This is a genomic window from Streptomyces sp. 3N207 (assembly GCF_052246355.1).
GTDB lineage: Bacteria > Actinomycetota > Actinomycetes > Streptomycetales > Streptomycetaceae > Streptomyces.
In genome coordinates, this window is the sequence record NZ_JBQQBV010000042.1 from 20,317 (window position 1) to 32,989 (window position 12,673).

14 protein-coding genes and 1 pseudogene are annotated in these 12,673 nt (G+C 68.0%); 13 read left to right on the top strand and 2 right to left on the bottom strand.

Annotation, left to right across the window (positions count from 1 at the left end; all coding sequences use genetic code 11):
- Positions 1–57 precede the first annotated feature (57 nt).
- The 10 genes from ACTWP9_RS35615 (at position 58) to ACTWP9_RS35660 (ending at position 9,414) form a co-directional block, all read left to right on the top strand.
- Complete coding sequence (locus ACTWP9_RS35615) at positions 58–894, top strand: SDR family oxidoreductase (protein WP_443250468.1); 837 nt, start codon at positions 58–60, stop codon at positions 892–894.
- 10 nt (positions 895–904) lie between these two features.
- Positions 905–1,993, top strand: coding sequence for a galactitol-1-phosphate 5-dehydrogenase (locus tag ACTWP9_RS35620; RefSeq protein WP_443250469.1), 1,089 nt, complete (start codon positions 905–907; stop codon positions 1,991–1,993).
- Positions 1,990–3,087 (top strand): alcohol dehydrogenase catalytic domain-containing protein, encoded by a 1,098-nt coding sequence (locus tag ACTWP9_RS35625; RefSeq protein ID WP_443250470.1) that lies wholly within the window; start codon positions 1,990–1,992, stop codon positions 3,085–3,087. Before ACTWP9_RS35620 ends, ACTWP9_RS35625 begins: the two co-directional genes overlap by 4 nt.
- Positions 3,084–4,589 carry a glycerol kinase GlpK gene (gene glpK, locus ACTWP9_RS35630; protein ID WP_443250471.1) on the top strand — a complete coding sequence of 502 codons (1,506 nt, stop codon included), beginning with the start codon at positions 3,084–3,086 and terminating at the stop codon, positions 4,587–4,589. Before ACTWP9_RS35625 ends, glpK begins: the two co-directional genes overlap by 4 nt.
- Before the next feature lie 47 nt (positions 4,590–4,636).
- The gene (locus ACTWP9_RS35635) at positions 4,637–5,599 is read left to right on the top strand and encodes a shikimate dehydrogenase family protein (RefSeq protein WP_443250472.1); all 963 of its coding nucleotides are present in this window, start codon (positions 4,637–4,639) and stop codon (positions 5,597–5,599) included.
- Positions 5,596–6,186 carry a glucose-6-phosphate isomerase gene (locus tag ACTWP9_RS35640; protein WP_443250473.1) on the top strand — a complete coding sequence of 197 codons (591 nt, stop codon included), beginning with the start codon at positions 5,596–5,598 and terminating at the stop codon, positions 6,184–6,186. Before ACTWP9_RS35635 ends, ACTWP9_RS35640 begins: the two co-directional genes overlap by 4 nt.
- The gene (locus ACTWP9_RS35645; protein WP_443250474.1) at positions 6,174–7,112 is read left to right on the top strand and encodes a phosphoglycerate dehydrogenase; all 939 of its coding nucleotides are present in this window, start codon (positions 6,174–6,176) and stop codon (positions 7,110–7,112) included. The genes ACTWP9_RS35640 and ACTWP9_RS35645 overlap by 13 nt, the downstream gene beginning before the upstream one ends.
- A gap of 16 nt (positions 7,113–7,128) precedes the next feature.
- Positions 7,129–8,049 carry a MurR/RpiR family transcriptional regulator gene (locus ACTWP9_RS35650; protein WP_443250475.1) on the top strand — a complete coding sequence of 307 codons (921 nt, stop codon included), beginning with the start codon at positions 7,129–7,131 and terminating at the stop codon, positions 8,047–8,049.
- 104 nt (positions 8,050–8,153) lie between these two features.
- Positions 8,154–8,948, top strand: a complete 795-nt coding sequence (locus ACTWP9_RS35655; RefSeq protein WP_443250476.1) for an SDR family NAD(P)-dependent oxidoreductase — start codon at positions 8,154–8,156, stop codon at positions 8,946–8,948.
- Between the two features lie 265 nt (positions 8,949–9,213).
- Positions 9,214–9,414 (top strand): hypothetical protein, encoded by a 201-nt coding sequence (locus ACTWP9_RS35660; RefSeq protein ID WP_443250477.1) that lies wholly within the window; start codon positions 9,214–9,216, stop codon positions 9,412–9,414.
- A 141-nt stretch (positions 9,415–9,555) separates the two neighbouring features.
- Here ACTWP9_RS35660 and ACTWP9_RS35665 read toward each other — a convergent pair whose 3' ends face one another.
- Positions 9,556–9,975 (bottom strand): DUF6223 family protein, encoded by a 420-nt coding sequence (locus tag ACTWP9_RS35665; protein ID WP_443250478.1) that lies wholly within the window; start codon positions 9,973–9,975, stop codon positions 9,556–9,558.
- A gap of 208 nt (positions 9,976–10,183) precedes the next feature.
- Here ACTWP9_RS35665 and ACTWP9_RS35670 point away from each other — a divergent pair, with 208 nt between their 5' ends.
- The 3 genes from ACTWP9_RS35670 to ACTWP9_RS35680 all read left to right on the top strand — a co-directional run bounded on the left by ACTWP9_RS35670 (position 10,184) and on the right by ACTWP9_RS35680 (position 12,487).
- The gene (locus tag ACTWP9_RS35670) at positions 10,184–11,311 is read left to right on the top strand and encodes a sensor histidine kinase (protein ID WP_443250479.1); all 1,128 of its coding nucleotides are present in this window, start codon (positions 10,184–10,186) and stop codon (positions 11,309–11,311) included.
- On the top strand, positions 11,308–11,970 hold the full coding sequence (locus ACTWP9_RS35675; protein ID WP_443250480.1) for a response regulator: 663 nt from the start codon (positions 11,308–11,310) through the stop codon (positions 11,968–11,970). The genes ACTWP9_RS35670 and ACTWP9_RS35675 overlap by 4 nt, the downstream gene beginning before the upstream one ends.
- 112 nt (positions 11,971–12,082) lie before the next feature.
- Entirely contained in the window at positions 12,083–12,487 is a 405-nt protein-coding gene (locus ACTWP9_RS35680) for a VOC family protein (protein WP_443250481.1), read from the top strand.
- Positions 12,488–12,546: 59 nt separating this feature from the next.
- Here ACTWP9_RS35680 and ACTWP9_RS35685 read toward each other — a convergent pair.
- Positions 12,547–12,673 (bottom strand): annotated as a pseudogene (locus tag ACTWP9_RS35685) (IS630 family transposase); the annotation flags it as partial.

Here is a 12,673-nt window from a genome sequence, read left to right on the forward strand (position 1 = left end):
CGTGCCCAGGGCACGCGAACCGACCACGCACATCACAGAACACCCACGAGGGGAAGCATGACCACCACCTATGAACCTGCAGCCGGAAACGCGCTGGCGGGCAAGGTCGCCATCATCACCGGTGGCGCCTCCGGCATCGGCGAGGCCGTCGGACGGATCTTCGCCGCGAACCAGGCCAAGGTCCTCCTCGTCGACACCGACGGCAAGCGGCTCCAGCAGGTCGTCGACTCCATCCAGTCCAAGGGCGGCACCTGCGTGGGCGTCGAGGCCGACGTCACCGAGGAGGAGCAGGTCCAACAGTTCTTCCGGACCACCGTCGAGGACTGGGGCCGCGTGGATCTCCTCGTCAACAGCGCGGGCCGCGACTCCCTTTCGCCACCGGTGACCGAGGTGACGCTCGAAGAGTGGAACAAGACCGTGGGCCCCAACCTGACCGCGGTCTTCCTCTGCTGCCGTGAAGCCTTCCGCGTCATGGAGAAGCAGAAGACCGGCGGGCGCATCCTGAACATGGGATCCTCCTCAGCCCGGCTGGCCTCCGGGCCGGGACACAGCCCCTACCGCGCCTCGAAGCACGGAATGATGGGCTTCAGCAAGAACATCCTGCTGGAGGGCAAGGAGAAGAACATCGGCGTGACGGTGATCAACCCGTCACACGTCAAGACCCCGATGACCGAGATCATCGACCAGGGCCTGTACGACGGCGACATCCCCGCCTACCTCGACGGCTGGCTGGACGACAAGGAACTCGCCGAGGGCATCCACGCGAGCTGCATCGACGTCGACAACGTCGCCGAGGTCTCCCTGTACGTCGCCACCCGCACGCCCGATGTCACCATTCCCCAGATCGCGCTCTACCCGACCCACAAGGCGCACCGCTACGGCATGGAAGTCTGAGGGATACGGGATGAAGGCAGCAGTTCTGCAATCCGAAGGCGTCCTCACCCTCAAGGACGTCCCCGACCCCGCGCCCGTGGGCGAGAGCTCCGTACTCGTCCGCGTCGGCGGTGTGGGCGTATGCGGCTCGGACGTGCTGAGATTCGGCCGCGGCAAGGCGTACCACTACCCGCTTGTCCTGGGCCACGAGTTCTCCGCCGTCGTCGAGGAGGCGCCGGAAGGAAGCCGGTTCGCCCCCGGAGACCGCGCCGCGGTCTTCCCGCTCCTGCCGGACCAGACCGACGCGATGGCCCGGATCGGCGAGTACGCCGTCAGCTCCGGATACGACTACTACGGGTCGCGGCGCGACGGTGCGATGGCCGAGTTCCTGCACGTTCCCGACGCCAATCTGGTGCCGGTGGCGCGGGACGTGCCGCTGATCCACGCCGCCATGGTGGAGCCGGCCGCGGTAGCGCTGCACGCCATGCTGAAGTTCCGGCTTCCTTCGCACGCCACCGCGCTGGTGATCGGTGGCGGACCCATCGGAGCGCTGGCAGCGCAGTGGCTGCGCATCCTGGGCGTCGACGAGGTGTATGTGGCCGACGTCGACGAGCGTAAGCGAGCCGTCATGGCAGACCTCGGCTTCTCCGTCATCGACGCTTCAGCTGGTGACACCGTGGACCAAGTCCGCGAGCTGACCGGCGGCCGGGGCGTGGACTGCGCGGTGGAGGCAAGCGGCCTGCCCACCACCCTCGTCGAGGCCATCACGGCGGCCGCCACGTTCGGACAGGTCATGCTCCTGGGCGATCTGTCCGGGGATCTGACCCTGTCCCGTTCCCTGGTCTCCTCCGTTCTCCGCCGCGAGCTGCTGCTCTACGGCACCTGGAACTCGAAGATCACACCGGCCGGGCGCAGCGAGTGGGACATGGTGGTCCACCACCTCGGCCGTGACCTCAAGGTGGCGCCGCTGATCAGCCACACCCCGAGCCTGGAGGAGGCACCGCGGATGTTCGCGGACATGCACGAGCGGCGCACCTGGTACAACAAGGTCGTCTTCGCCGTCGCCGAGGAGGCCCAGGCCGAGCTGGTCAGGCCGGGCGTCATCGGAGGTGCCCTGTGAAGGCCGCCGTTCTGCACCGGCCGGGCGCGCTGACGGTGGAGGAGGTGGCCGAGCCCGACGTCGGCGCCGACGAGTTGCTGGTGCGGGTGCGGGCCGCCTCCATCTGCGGCACCGACCTGCGCATCCTCAAGCACGGCCACTTCAAGATCCCGGACGGGCAGCGCCGGGTCCTGGGCCATGAGGTCGCGGGAGACGTTGTGGCCATCGGCCCCGCGGTGACCGGATTCCGCGAGGGCATGCGGGTCAGCGTCACCCCGAACGTCGGCTGTGGCCGCTGCGATATGTGCCGCCACGGCTACAACAACATGTGCGCCGACTACGAGGCGTTCGGGATCAGCATCGACGGCGGCTTCCAGGAGCTGCTGCGGGTGCCCGGCTTCGCCGTCCAGCGCGGCAACGTCTTCGGGGTTCCCGACGGCGTCTCATACGCCGAGGCGGCGCTGGTGGAGCCGTTCTCCTGCTGCTACAGCGGGCAGCGCGCGCTGCGGGTGGGCTCCGAGGACGTCGTGGTCATCTCCGGGGCCGGTCCCATCGGCGCATTCCACGTGCTGCTCGGCAAGCTCGCCGGTGCCCGCAAAGTCATCGTCTCCAACCGCAGCCGCCCCCGCCTGGACCTGGCCGCCGGGCTCGGCGCCGACGTATGCGCCAGCGTCGAGGAGCAGGATCTGGCCCAGGTCGTACGGGAGCACACCGATGGCCGGGGCGCCGACGTGGTCATCACGGCGGTGTCCGATCCGCAGGTGCAGGCGCAGGCCGCGGAACTGCTGGCCACCCACGGCAGGTTGAACTACTTCGCGGGTCTGGGAGCGCGGCAGACCATCCCTGTCGACTCCAACGCCGTGCACTACAAGGGCCTCACCCTCACCGGTACAACCGGCTCGACCAACGGCGACTACGGCCGCTGTCTGCGGCTGGTCGGTGAGCGCCGCGTTGATCTGTCACCGCTGGTCAGCGAGGTGTTTCCGGTCGAGAAGATCCACGACGCGTTCGCCTACGCGGCATCCGGGGCCGGGCTGAAGGCAGTGGTGGCCTTCAACGGCGATCCACACGCCACAGGGCCTCGCGACGAGACCACGGGCAAGAGCAGGGGATGACCATGACGCATCGCTATGTCATGGCCTTCGATGCCGGCACCACCGGCATCCGGGCCATTCTCTTCGACAGGGCCGGCGAGATCGCGGCCGAGGCCAGCCAGGAGTTTCCGCAGATCTACCCGCAGCCAGGATGGGTCGAGCACAACCCGCTGGACATCTGGAACACCCAGATCACCGTCGCCAAACAGGCGCTGGCCCAGGTCGAATGCGGCGCCGAGGACATCGCCGCCATCGGCGTCACCAATCAGCGCGAGACCGTGGTGGTGTGGGACCGGGCCACCGGTGAGCCCGTGCACAACGCCATCGTGTGGCAGGACCGCCGCACAGCGGCGGTGTGCGAGGAGCTCAAGGCCCGTGGCCTGGAAGAGCACGTCAAGCGGACCACCGGGCTGATCATCGACGCCTATTTCTCCGGCACCAAGCTCAAGTGGATCCTCGACCACGTCCCCGGTGTGCGGGAGCGCGCCGAGCGCGGCGAGCTCGCCTTCGGCACCGTCGACACCTGGCTGATCTGGAACCTCACCGGCGGGGCCGCACACGTCACGGACTACACCAACGCCTCCCGGACGATGCTGTTCGACATCACCAGCCTGGACTGGGACCAGCGACTGCTCGACGAGCTCGACATCCCGCGTGCGATCCTCCCCGAAGTCCGCGCCACCAGCGAGGTGTACGGACACACTGACGAGCCTGTGCTGCTCGGCGCCCGCATTCCGGTCGCCTCCGCTGTGGGCGACCAGCAAGGCGCACTGTTCGGCCAGGCGTGCTTCGAGGCGGGCGCGGTGAAGGCGACGTACGGCACCGGCGGCTCGCTGGTACTCAACACCGGCGAGGCCCCCGTATTCAGCGACAGCGGCATGCTCACCACCATCGCCTGGGGTGTCGACGGCACCGTCGAGTACGCCCTGGAGGGCCTGATCTTCGTGGCGGCGGCCTCGATCCAGTGGCTGCGCGACGAGCTGCAGATCGTCTATGACGCCGAGGACACCGAGTACGCGGCGCGGAGCGTCCCCGACGCCAACGGGGTCTATGTCGTACCGGCCTTCGTGGGGCTCGCAGCGCCGTACTGGGACCAGTACGCCCGCGGCGCCATCCTCGGCCTCACCCGCGGGGCCAACCGCAAACACATCATCCGCGCCACCCTGGAGTCCATCGCCTATCAGATTCGCGATGTCATCACCTGTATGGAGGCCGACTCGGGCATCTCCACCCGGGAGATTAAGGTCGATGGCGGTGCCACCTCCAACAACTTCCTTATGCAGTTCCAGGCCGACCTGCTCGATGTCCCCGTGCTGCGGTCGGCCATCATCGAGTCCTCCGCCCGCGGCGCCGCGTTCCTCGCCGGCCTGGCGACCGGCTTCTGGAAAGACCGGGCCGAGCTGGCCGACACTTTCAATCTCGACCGCCGCTTCGACCGCGCCGTCGACCGCGAACAGGCGGACCGCCTCTACGCGGGCTGGCAGAAGGCAGTAGGCCGCGTCAGGGACTGGGAGGAGCACTGACCGCCGGCCACGCCGCCACCCCCGTACGGCTCCCGAAGGAGACTCATATGCCGCGGCAGTACACACCCGCCGCTCGACCGACGATGTACTTCATCGGCGTCACCACCAGCAAATCCTCCATCATGAAGGTGTTCCCGGCCTGGGTGCGCGAGCTGAAGCTCGACGCGGTCATCCAGGGCATCGACCTCCCGCTGAACGACACCCCCGAGCACTACCGAGGGGCCGTCGACTTCATCAAACGGGACCCGCACTCGCTCGGCGCGCTGGTCACCACCCACAAGCTCAACCTCTACAAGGCCGCCCGCGACCTGTTCGACGGCGTCGGCCACGAAACGGAACTGCTGGACGAGGTCAGCAGCATCTCCAAGCGAGGTGAGCAACTGTGGGGCCACGCCATGGACCCCGTCACCAGCGGTCTGTCCCTTGAGGACGTCGTGCCCGACGGCTACTGGTCCCGCACCGGGGCCGACCTGCTGCTGCTCGGCGCCGGCGGATCCTCCCTCGCCCTGACCCTCTATCTGCACAACCGGGCGGCGGCCGGAGGTGACGTCCCCTCCCGCATCGTGGTGACCAACCGCCGCGAGCCCCGGCTACGGGAGATGCGGGCCGTCCACGTGCGGCTCGGCTTCGCCCTCCCGATCGAGTACCACCTGACCCCCGAACCGGCGGACAACGACGCTCAGCTGCGCGCGCTCGCCCCCGGTTCCGTCGTGGTCAACGCCACCGGACTCGGCAAGGACCGGCCCGGATCCCCGCTGACCGACGACGGCCTCTTCCCCGAGCATGGCATCGCCTGGGACTTCAACTACCGCGGCGACCTGCTCTTCCTTGACCAGGCAAGGGCCCAGCAGGCCGACCGGGACCTGGGCGTGGCCGACGGCTGGCTGTACTTCATCCACGGCTGGACCCGGGTCATCGCCGAGGTCTTCCACATCGACATCCCCACCCGCGGACCCGACTTCGAACGGCTGTCCAGTATCGCCCGCGACGTCACCCAGGAGAACACATGAGCACCACCGCACCGCGCCCCGCCGTCGTCACCGACTTCAGCCTCACCACCGGTCTCTCCCAGACCAAGGAGCCTCTCCGGCGCCGGATAACGGATATGGCGGGGATGTACGCCGACCAGGAAGCCACACAGCGCCTCATCGAAGGCGGTGTGGAGGACGTTCTGGTCTATGAGTTCTTCAACATGGGCGTCCCCGAGAGCTCGGGCGAGGTGGCCTACGGCACCAGCATCGTCTACCCGGGCAAGGTCGGCGACGAGTACTTCATGACGAAGGGGCACTTCCACTCCGTACTCGACACCGCGGAGATCTACTACTGCCTGCGCGGCCGGGGCCTGATGATGATGGAGAACCCCGAGGGCGATGTGCAGTGGGAAGAACTCACCCCCGGTAAGGCCGTCTACGTGCCCGGCCGGTACGCACACCGCTCCATCAACACCTCGCCCGACGAGCCGCTGATCACCTTCTTCGCCTTCCCCGGCCACGCCGGGCACGACTACGGCACCATCGAGTCCAAGGGCTTCCGCAAGATCGTGGTGGACCGCGACGGCGCCCCGGACGTCGTGGACAACCCCAAGTGGGCACAGTGACCCCGCGGATCGCCGTGACGCCCCGCTCGCTGTCCGAGCGGGGCCACCCGGCGCTGGCGGCGCTGGAAGAGGCGGGCTACGACCTGCTCTTCCCGGCCCCGGGACGCCAGCCGACCCACGAGGAGCAGCTGAGCTTTCTGCCCTCCTGCGTCGGCTACCTCGCGGGTACCGAGCCGATCAGCCGCGAGGTGCTGGCCGGGGCCCCCGGCCTCAAGGTCATCAGCCGCAACGGCGTCGGTGTCGACTCCATCGACCTGGCCGCAACGGCCGAGCGGGGAGTGGCCGTGGAGACGACGGCCGGGGCCAATGCGCAGGGCGTCGCCGAACTCGCAATCGCTCTGCTGCTCGCCGGGCTGCGCCACATCCCGGTGCAGGACGCGACGCTCAAGGCGGACCGGTGGGAGCGAATCGAAGGCCGGGAGGTCGCCGGGCGCACCCTCGGCGTCGTGGGATGTGGGCAGATCGGCCGCCGGGTCGTCCAGATCGGCCTCGGCCTCGGCATGTCCGTGCGGGCCTTCGACGCGCTGCCCGACCCTCAGTTCGCCCCGGCGGGGGACTTCTCGTACACCACGATGCCTGAGCTGCTCGCCCAATCGGACGCGGTGACGCTCCACTGCCCTCCCGGCGAACGCCCGCTGATCGACAAGGAAGCCGTCGCCGCCATGCGGGCCGGCTGCTACCTCGTGAACACCGCACGGTCGAGCCTCGTCGACGAGGACGCGATCCTCGAAGCGCTCGGCGAAGCCAGGCTGAGCGGATACGCCACCGACGTCCACCACCGGGAGCCGCCCGAGCCGAACGAACTGCTGCACCATCCCCGGGTGATCACGACGCCCCATGTCGGGGGGTACACGATGGAGAGCGTCGAACGGGCAACCCGCGCGGCCGTGGAGAATCTGCTACGGGTTCTTACCACGCCTTCCTGAGACCACGGAGCGAGTCATGGCTGTCCCAGCAGATGAAGCCGGCAATGTTCTGCGCCTCATCACCAGCAAGCTGCCTTACCTGCCCAACGCATTGCGCCATATCGGCGAGTATTTGCAGGCCCGTCCCCAGCAGGCTCAGGGGATGACCATTTCGCAGCTGGCCGCGGCCTGTGGCGTTGCCGAGTCCACGGTTTCCCGGTTTGTACGCGAATTGGGTATGGACAGCTATCACTCACTGCGGGTGAGCCTCGCCGAGGCGGTATTCGCAACCCGGTCCTCCGGCGCCGAGGCCGGTGAGGAATTCGTCTACGAGGGCATTCTCCGTGGCGACGAGCCCTCTGCCATCATCGGCAAAATCGAGCGCGGCAGCCGCCACGCGCTGACCCAGACCGCGGAGCGGGTCAGCCCCGAGGCCCTCAGCCGTGCCGTCGACCTGCTGCATGACGCGGCAACAGTGGTGTTCTGCTGCATGGGCTCCTCCAGTATCGCCGCGGAGGAAGGAGTCATGCGCTTCACGCGGGCAGGCAAGAAGTGCCTGCTCTATCGCGACCAGAGTGTGCAGGTCATGCTGGCGACGATTCTGACGTCACAGGACGTTTTGATCGGCATCAGCGACTCCGGCAAATCCAACGCGATCGTGGAGGCAATGCGGCTGGCCCGGCAGACCGGCGCAGGTTCCATCGGCATCACCTCGGCCGAGGACAGCCCCGTGGCCCGGCTGAGCAGTGTGCCTCTGTACACCTCCAACCTGTCGGGTGAGGGGCTGTACGGAGAGTCCGTCACCTCCAAATGGGGCCAACTTTTGCTGATCGACATCCTCTACGCCAGCTATGCGGCACGCCACTTCGACGACACGCTCCAGCACCTCAAGGAAACCTATGAGGCGGGTATCCGGCATTCCCGTTCGCCGCGGCCCGAATCGAAAGGCACGTCTTAGAAAGTACCTTTATAGACACCTAGTTATTCCCATACCGGACCTCTGAAGCAGTACAAACAAGAGAACGCGGAACGCAGACGCAGAATGCGAAAGGATCGGAACGCATGCAGATCGATCTCAAGGGCCGCACAGCGCTGGTCACCGGTTCCACCCAGGGAATCGGCGCCGCCATCGCAGCCGGTCTGGCCCGCTCTGGTGCCAGGGTGGGCATCAATGGTCGTTCGAAGGAGAGGGTGGAGGCGAGCATTCAGCGGCTCGCCGAGGAGGTGCCCGGGGCGCAGACCGTGCCCGTTGTAGCCGATGTGACCACCGAAGAGGGTGCGCAGCACGCTGCGGAGGTGCTGCCCGAGGCGGACATCCTCATCAATAACCTCGGCATCTTCGGCTCGAAGGACCCTTTGGAGATCAGCGACGCGGAGTGGCGCCACTACTTCGAGGTGAACGTGCTGTCCGCGGTGCGGCTGACCCGGCTGTTCCTCCCTGGGATGACCGAGCGCGGCTGGGGGCGTATTCAGTACATCGCCAGCGACTCGGCGATCGTCGTACCAGCGGAGATGATCCATTACGGAATGTCCAAGACGGCACTGCTCTCGGTGAGCCGCGGATTCGCCAAGCAGGCGGCGGGCAGCGGCGTCACGGTCAACTCCGTCATCGCCGGTCCCACGCACACCGGCGGCGTGGAGGATTTCGTCTACGAATTGATCGACCGTGACCTGCCCTGGGAGGAGGCACAGCGCCGGTTTATGCGGGAGTACCGGCCGCAGTCGCTGCTCCAGCGGCTCATCGAGCCGGAGGAGATCGCCAATATGACCGTCTACCTCAGCTCCGAGTTCGCGTCGGCCACCACGGGTGGCGCACTGCGCGTCGACGGCGGATACACCGACTCGATCCTCCCCTGAGCGGCAGGATCTGACAAAGAGTCCCCCCAATGGCAGAGGCGCCCCGGCTTACCGCCGGGGCGCCTCTGCCATTGCCTCTGTAGTGGAGAACTCCCCGCTGTCGGCACGTGTGCGAATCGTCTTCCAGTACGTCTGGGACCGCGGTCAGACAGCCGGCGCCGACCAATGGCAATTCGAGCGCATCGCCGGCTTCACCTACATCATCCGCAATCTGAAAACCGGTACTTGCCTCAAGCCTGGTGCTCCTTGATACAACAAGCCGCGGGTGACCGAAGGAACCTGCGGCACCGGCCTGGAATTCCAGTGGGAGCTGACCGAGCGTTTCCACGACGGCACGTACAAGATCTACAGCAAGTCCGCACGCAAGGTCATGACTCCCTACTACGGCAACAGCCTGGGCGAGGTCGTCGTCCTCGAACCGGACAGCAACGTCGACAAGGTCTGGTGGTCCATCGACAACCTGTGACCCGGGGCCCTGGGCACGGGAACCCATAGGGTCTCCACCGGGTGCTCCCTCGCCTGATCTGGTCACGGGGCAGTGGGACCGGCAGCCGCACACGAGCGCCGGGCCCACTGCCACCGGGCTGCTGGTCGCGGGCTCCTCCCCTCACTGGAACGCGCGCTCGTGATCGGGCTGGTCGGTCGCCCCACCGGTGCGGCGGGAGTGAGCCAGCGCCAGACGGCCGAGGACCGTGGCGATCAGCCCCAGCACCAGGGCCAAGGCGCCACCGACCACTCCATTGCCGGTGCCGGGACCACCGTCGGCGACTGCCAGGTTCAGTGCGCCGATGACCATGCCGGCCAGGCCCATCACCAGGGACACGACGGCGCCCCGTTTCCCGCCGCGGTTGCCGATGCGACCGGCGGAGCGGGCCGGCGCCAGCCCGCCGACGACCACGCCGACCAGCGCCACCAGTGCGGCCGCGGTGCCTACGAGCCGCCCACCGGTCAGCTCGTAGGCATCGGCCGCGACCGACTGGACCGAAGCGTGCGCCACAGGCGCGGCAAGCACAGATCCGACTGACATGTCTCCTCCTGCGACTGGATGTGGCCCGAGCATGTCCGCCGCACCCACCGCCGGTCGTCCCACAGCCGGACGCACTTTGCGCTGCCGCCGATGGCGCACCCGGATACCACCGACGCGGCAGAAACTGGGGAACTACCGCGTGTGCGGTAGTCGGCTGCTCATCCGTGAGCGGGACTCGCTCCCAGGGGCGCCCGGCTAGCGTGCATATATGAGGACTGGACTCACCGGCGTCCGGGCCAGGGCCGGAGACTGGGCGATCGCCCTCGGCGTGGCGGCGACGCTGCTGGGCACCGGGGTGTCCGGACAGCACTCCACCACCGGCTTCGACCTGCTCGGCTACGCCTTGCTGACGGCCGGCGGCCTGGTGCTGGTCGCGCGCCGCCGCGCTCCGGTTCCCGTGCTCGCCATCACCGGGCTGTGCGCAGTGGGGTATCAGGCGGCCGATTTCGATGTGCCTGCCGTCGCGTATCTGTTCGCGGTGTATGCGGCTGTACGGGCGGGACACCGCACCATCACGATCACGATGAGCGTGACCATGCTGGCCCTGCTGCCCCTCGCCGCCCTGGCCTCGGGCCTGCACGATGTGGGCGAGGCGTTCACGCAGGCCCGAGGCGCCCTGGAGATCGCCTGGCTGGTCGCCGCCGGCGCCGCAGGTGAGGCGCTGCGGCAGGCCGAGCGGCGGGCCGATGAGGCCGAGCGAACCCGTGAGGAGACCGCGCGGCGCCGCGCCGACGACGAGCGGCTCCGTATCGCACGCGAGCTGCACGATTCGCTCACCCATCAGATCTCGATCATCAAGGTGCAGTCCGAAGTCGCCGTCCATGTGGCCCGCAAACGGGGCGAGCAGGTGCCGGAGGCGCTGCTGGCGATCCAGGGGGCCGGCCGGGAGGCGAGCCGGGAGTTGCGCGCGACGCTTCAGGTGCTGCGCGACGACGCCATGACCCCGCCGCGCGGGCTCGACCACGTCGAGGAGCTCGTGGCACAAGCCCGTATGTTCGGCCTGGAAACGACGCTGACGATCGAGGGACTGCGAGGCGACATACCCGCCGCAGCGGAGCGGACTGCCTACCGGATCGTTCAGGAGGCGCTCACCAACATCGCCCGTCATGCGGACGCAAGTGCGGCATCGGTCCGGATCGACTGCCGTCCAGACGCCCTCGCGATACGCATCGACGACGATGGCAAGGCGACGCCGGGCCGCACCCCGGTGCGCGGCGTCGGGCTGCTCGGCATGCGCGAACGCGTCACCTCCCTCGGCGGGCGGCTGTGCGCCGAGCCGCGCGGCGAGGGCGGCTTCACCGTCCAGGCCGAACTCCCCCTGGACCAGACGTCATGATCCGTGTCCTGCTGGTCGACGACCAGCCGCTCATCCGTAGCGGATTCCGCGCGCTCCTCGACCTTGAGGACGACATCGAGGTGGTGGCCGAGGCCGCCGACGGCAAGGCGGGCCTGGCTTTGGCCAAGCAGCGCCTGCCCGACATCGCGCTCATCGACATCCAGATGCCGGTCATGGACGGCATCGAGGTCACCCGACACATCGCCACCGATCCGGCCCTGGACCAGGTGCACGTCGTTATCCTGACCAACTACGGCCTCGACGAGTACGTCTTTGACGCGCTGCGCGCCGGCGCAGCCGGATTCCTCGTCAAGGACATACTGCCGGAAGATCTCCTCCACGCCGTCCGCGTCGCGGCGCGCGGCGACGCCCTGCTCGCCCCCTCGATCACCCGCAAGCTCATCGACAGATACGTCACCCAGCCGCTCAACACCGGCACCGACAAGGGACTGAAAGAGCTGACAAGCCGCGAACGCGAGGCCGTCGCCCTGGTCGCGCAGGGCCTGTCCAACGACCAGATCGCCGACCGCATGGCGATCAGTCCCATGACCGTGAAAACCCACGTCAGCCGAGCCATGACCAAGCTCCACGCCCGCGACCGCGCCCAACTCGTCGTCCTCGCCTACGAATCCGGCCTGGTAACCCCGCGAAACACCTGACATCCACTCGGCGACACGTCCAGGCTGATTGCCTTCGCCGACGCCGCCCGGAGAAAACCACCCGCATCCGCCATCTCGACACCCTGCCCGCCACCACCGCACACCCGGAGGCATGACTGTGACCGCACCAGACCAACACGCCAGCGTCCGCTACCTGGTCGACGACGTCCAGGCCGCCGTCGACTTCTACACCACCCACCTCGGCTTCACCGTGAACACCAACGCCGGCCCCGCCTTCGCCGACGTGTCCCGCGGCCCGCTGCGCCTACTGCTGTCCGGGCCGACCAGTTCCGGTGCCCGCGCCACCCCCGCCGACGCCACCGCCGCCGGCCGCAACCGCATCCACCTCATCGTCGACGACCTCGACGCCGAGATCGGTCGGCTCTCCACCGCGGGCCTCTCCTTCTGCAGCGACCTGATCACCGGTCCCGGTGGGCGACAGATCCTCCTCGCCGACCCCGCCGGCAACCTCATCGAACTGTTCCAACCTGCCCAGCAGCAGCCGCATTCTGTTTGAACGTACGGACGGGTCCCTCCCTGCTCTGGAGAGTGGCGCTCCCTGCTACCGATGGAGGCCTAGTGACCTGAGTCAGAGATTCGTCGGCAGTAGGCGGCTACTTTGTCGAGGATCTCGTCGGCGGTCTTCGTCCAGATGAACGGCCTGGGGTGTTCGTTCCAGTCGGCGAGCCAGCCGCGGATGTCC

What these genes read in the sequence shown, in the direction of transcription:
- ACTWP9_RS35655 (WP_443250476.1), top strand. Translation starts at nt 8,154, where the DNA reads ATGCAGATCGATCTCAAGGGCCGCACAGCGCTGGTCACCGGTTCCACC.
- ACTWP9_RS35665 (WP_443250478.1), bottom strand. Translation starts at nt 9,975, where the DNA reads ATGTCAGTCGGATCTGTGCTTGCCGCGCCTGTGGCGCACGCTTCGGTC.
- ACTWP9_RS35635 (WP_443250472.1), top strand. Translation starts at nt 4,637, where the DNA reads ATGCCGCGGCAGTACACACCCGCCGCTCGACCGACGATGTACTTCATC.
- ACTWP9_RS35620 (WP_443250469.1), top strand. Translation starts at nt 905, where the DNA reads ATGAAGGCAGCAGTTCTGCAATCCGAAGGCGTCCTCACCCTCAAGGAC.
- ACTWP9_RS35640 (WP_443250473.1), top strand. Translation starts at nt 5,596, where the DNA reads ATGAGCACCACCGCACCGCGCCCCGCCGTCGTCACCGACTTCAGCCTC.
- glpK (WP_443250471.1), top strand. Translation starts at nt 3,084, where the DNA reads ATGACCATGACGCATCGCTATGTCATGGCCTTCGATGCCGGCACCACC.
- ACTWP9_RS35675 (WP_443250480.1), top strand. Translation starts at nt 11,308, where the DNA reads ATGATCCGTGTCCTGCTGGTCGACGACCAGCCGCTCATCCGTAGCGGA.
- ACTWP9_RS35670 (WP_443250479.1), top strand. Translation starts at nt 10,184, where the DNA reads ATGAGGACTGGACTCACCGGCGTCCGGGCCAGGGCCGGAGACTGGGCG.
- ACTWP9_RS35650 (WP_443250475.1), top strand. Translation starts at nt 7,129, where the DNA reads ATGGCTGTCCCAGCAGATGAAGCCGGCAATGTTCTGCGCCTCATCACC.
- ACTWP9_RS35680 (WP_443250481.1), top strand. Translation starts at nt 12,083, where the DNA reads ATGACTGTGACCGCACCAGACCAACACGCCAGCGTCCGCTACCTGGTC.
- ACTWP9_RS35615 (WP_443250468.1), top strand. Translation starts at nt 58, where the DNA reads ATGACCACCACCTATGAACCTGCAGCCGGAAACGCGCTGGCGGGCAAG.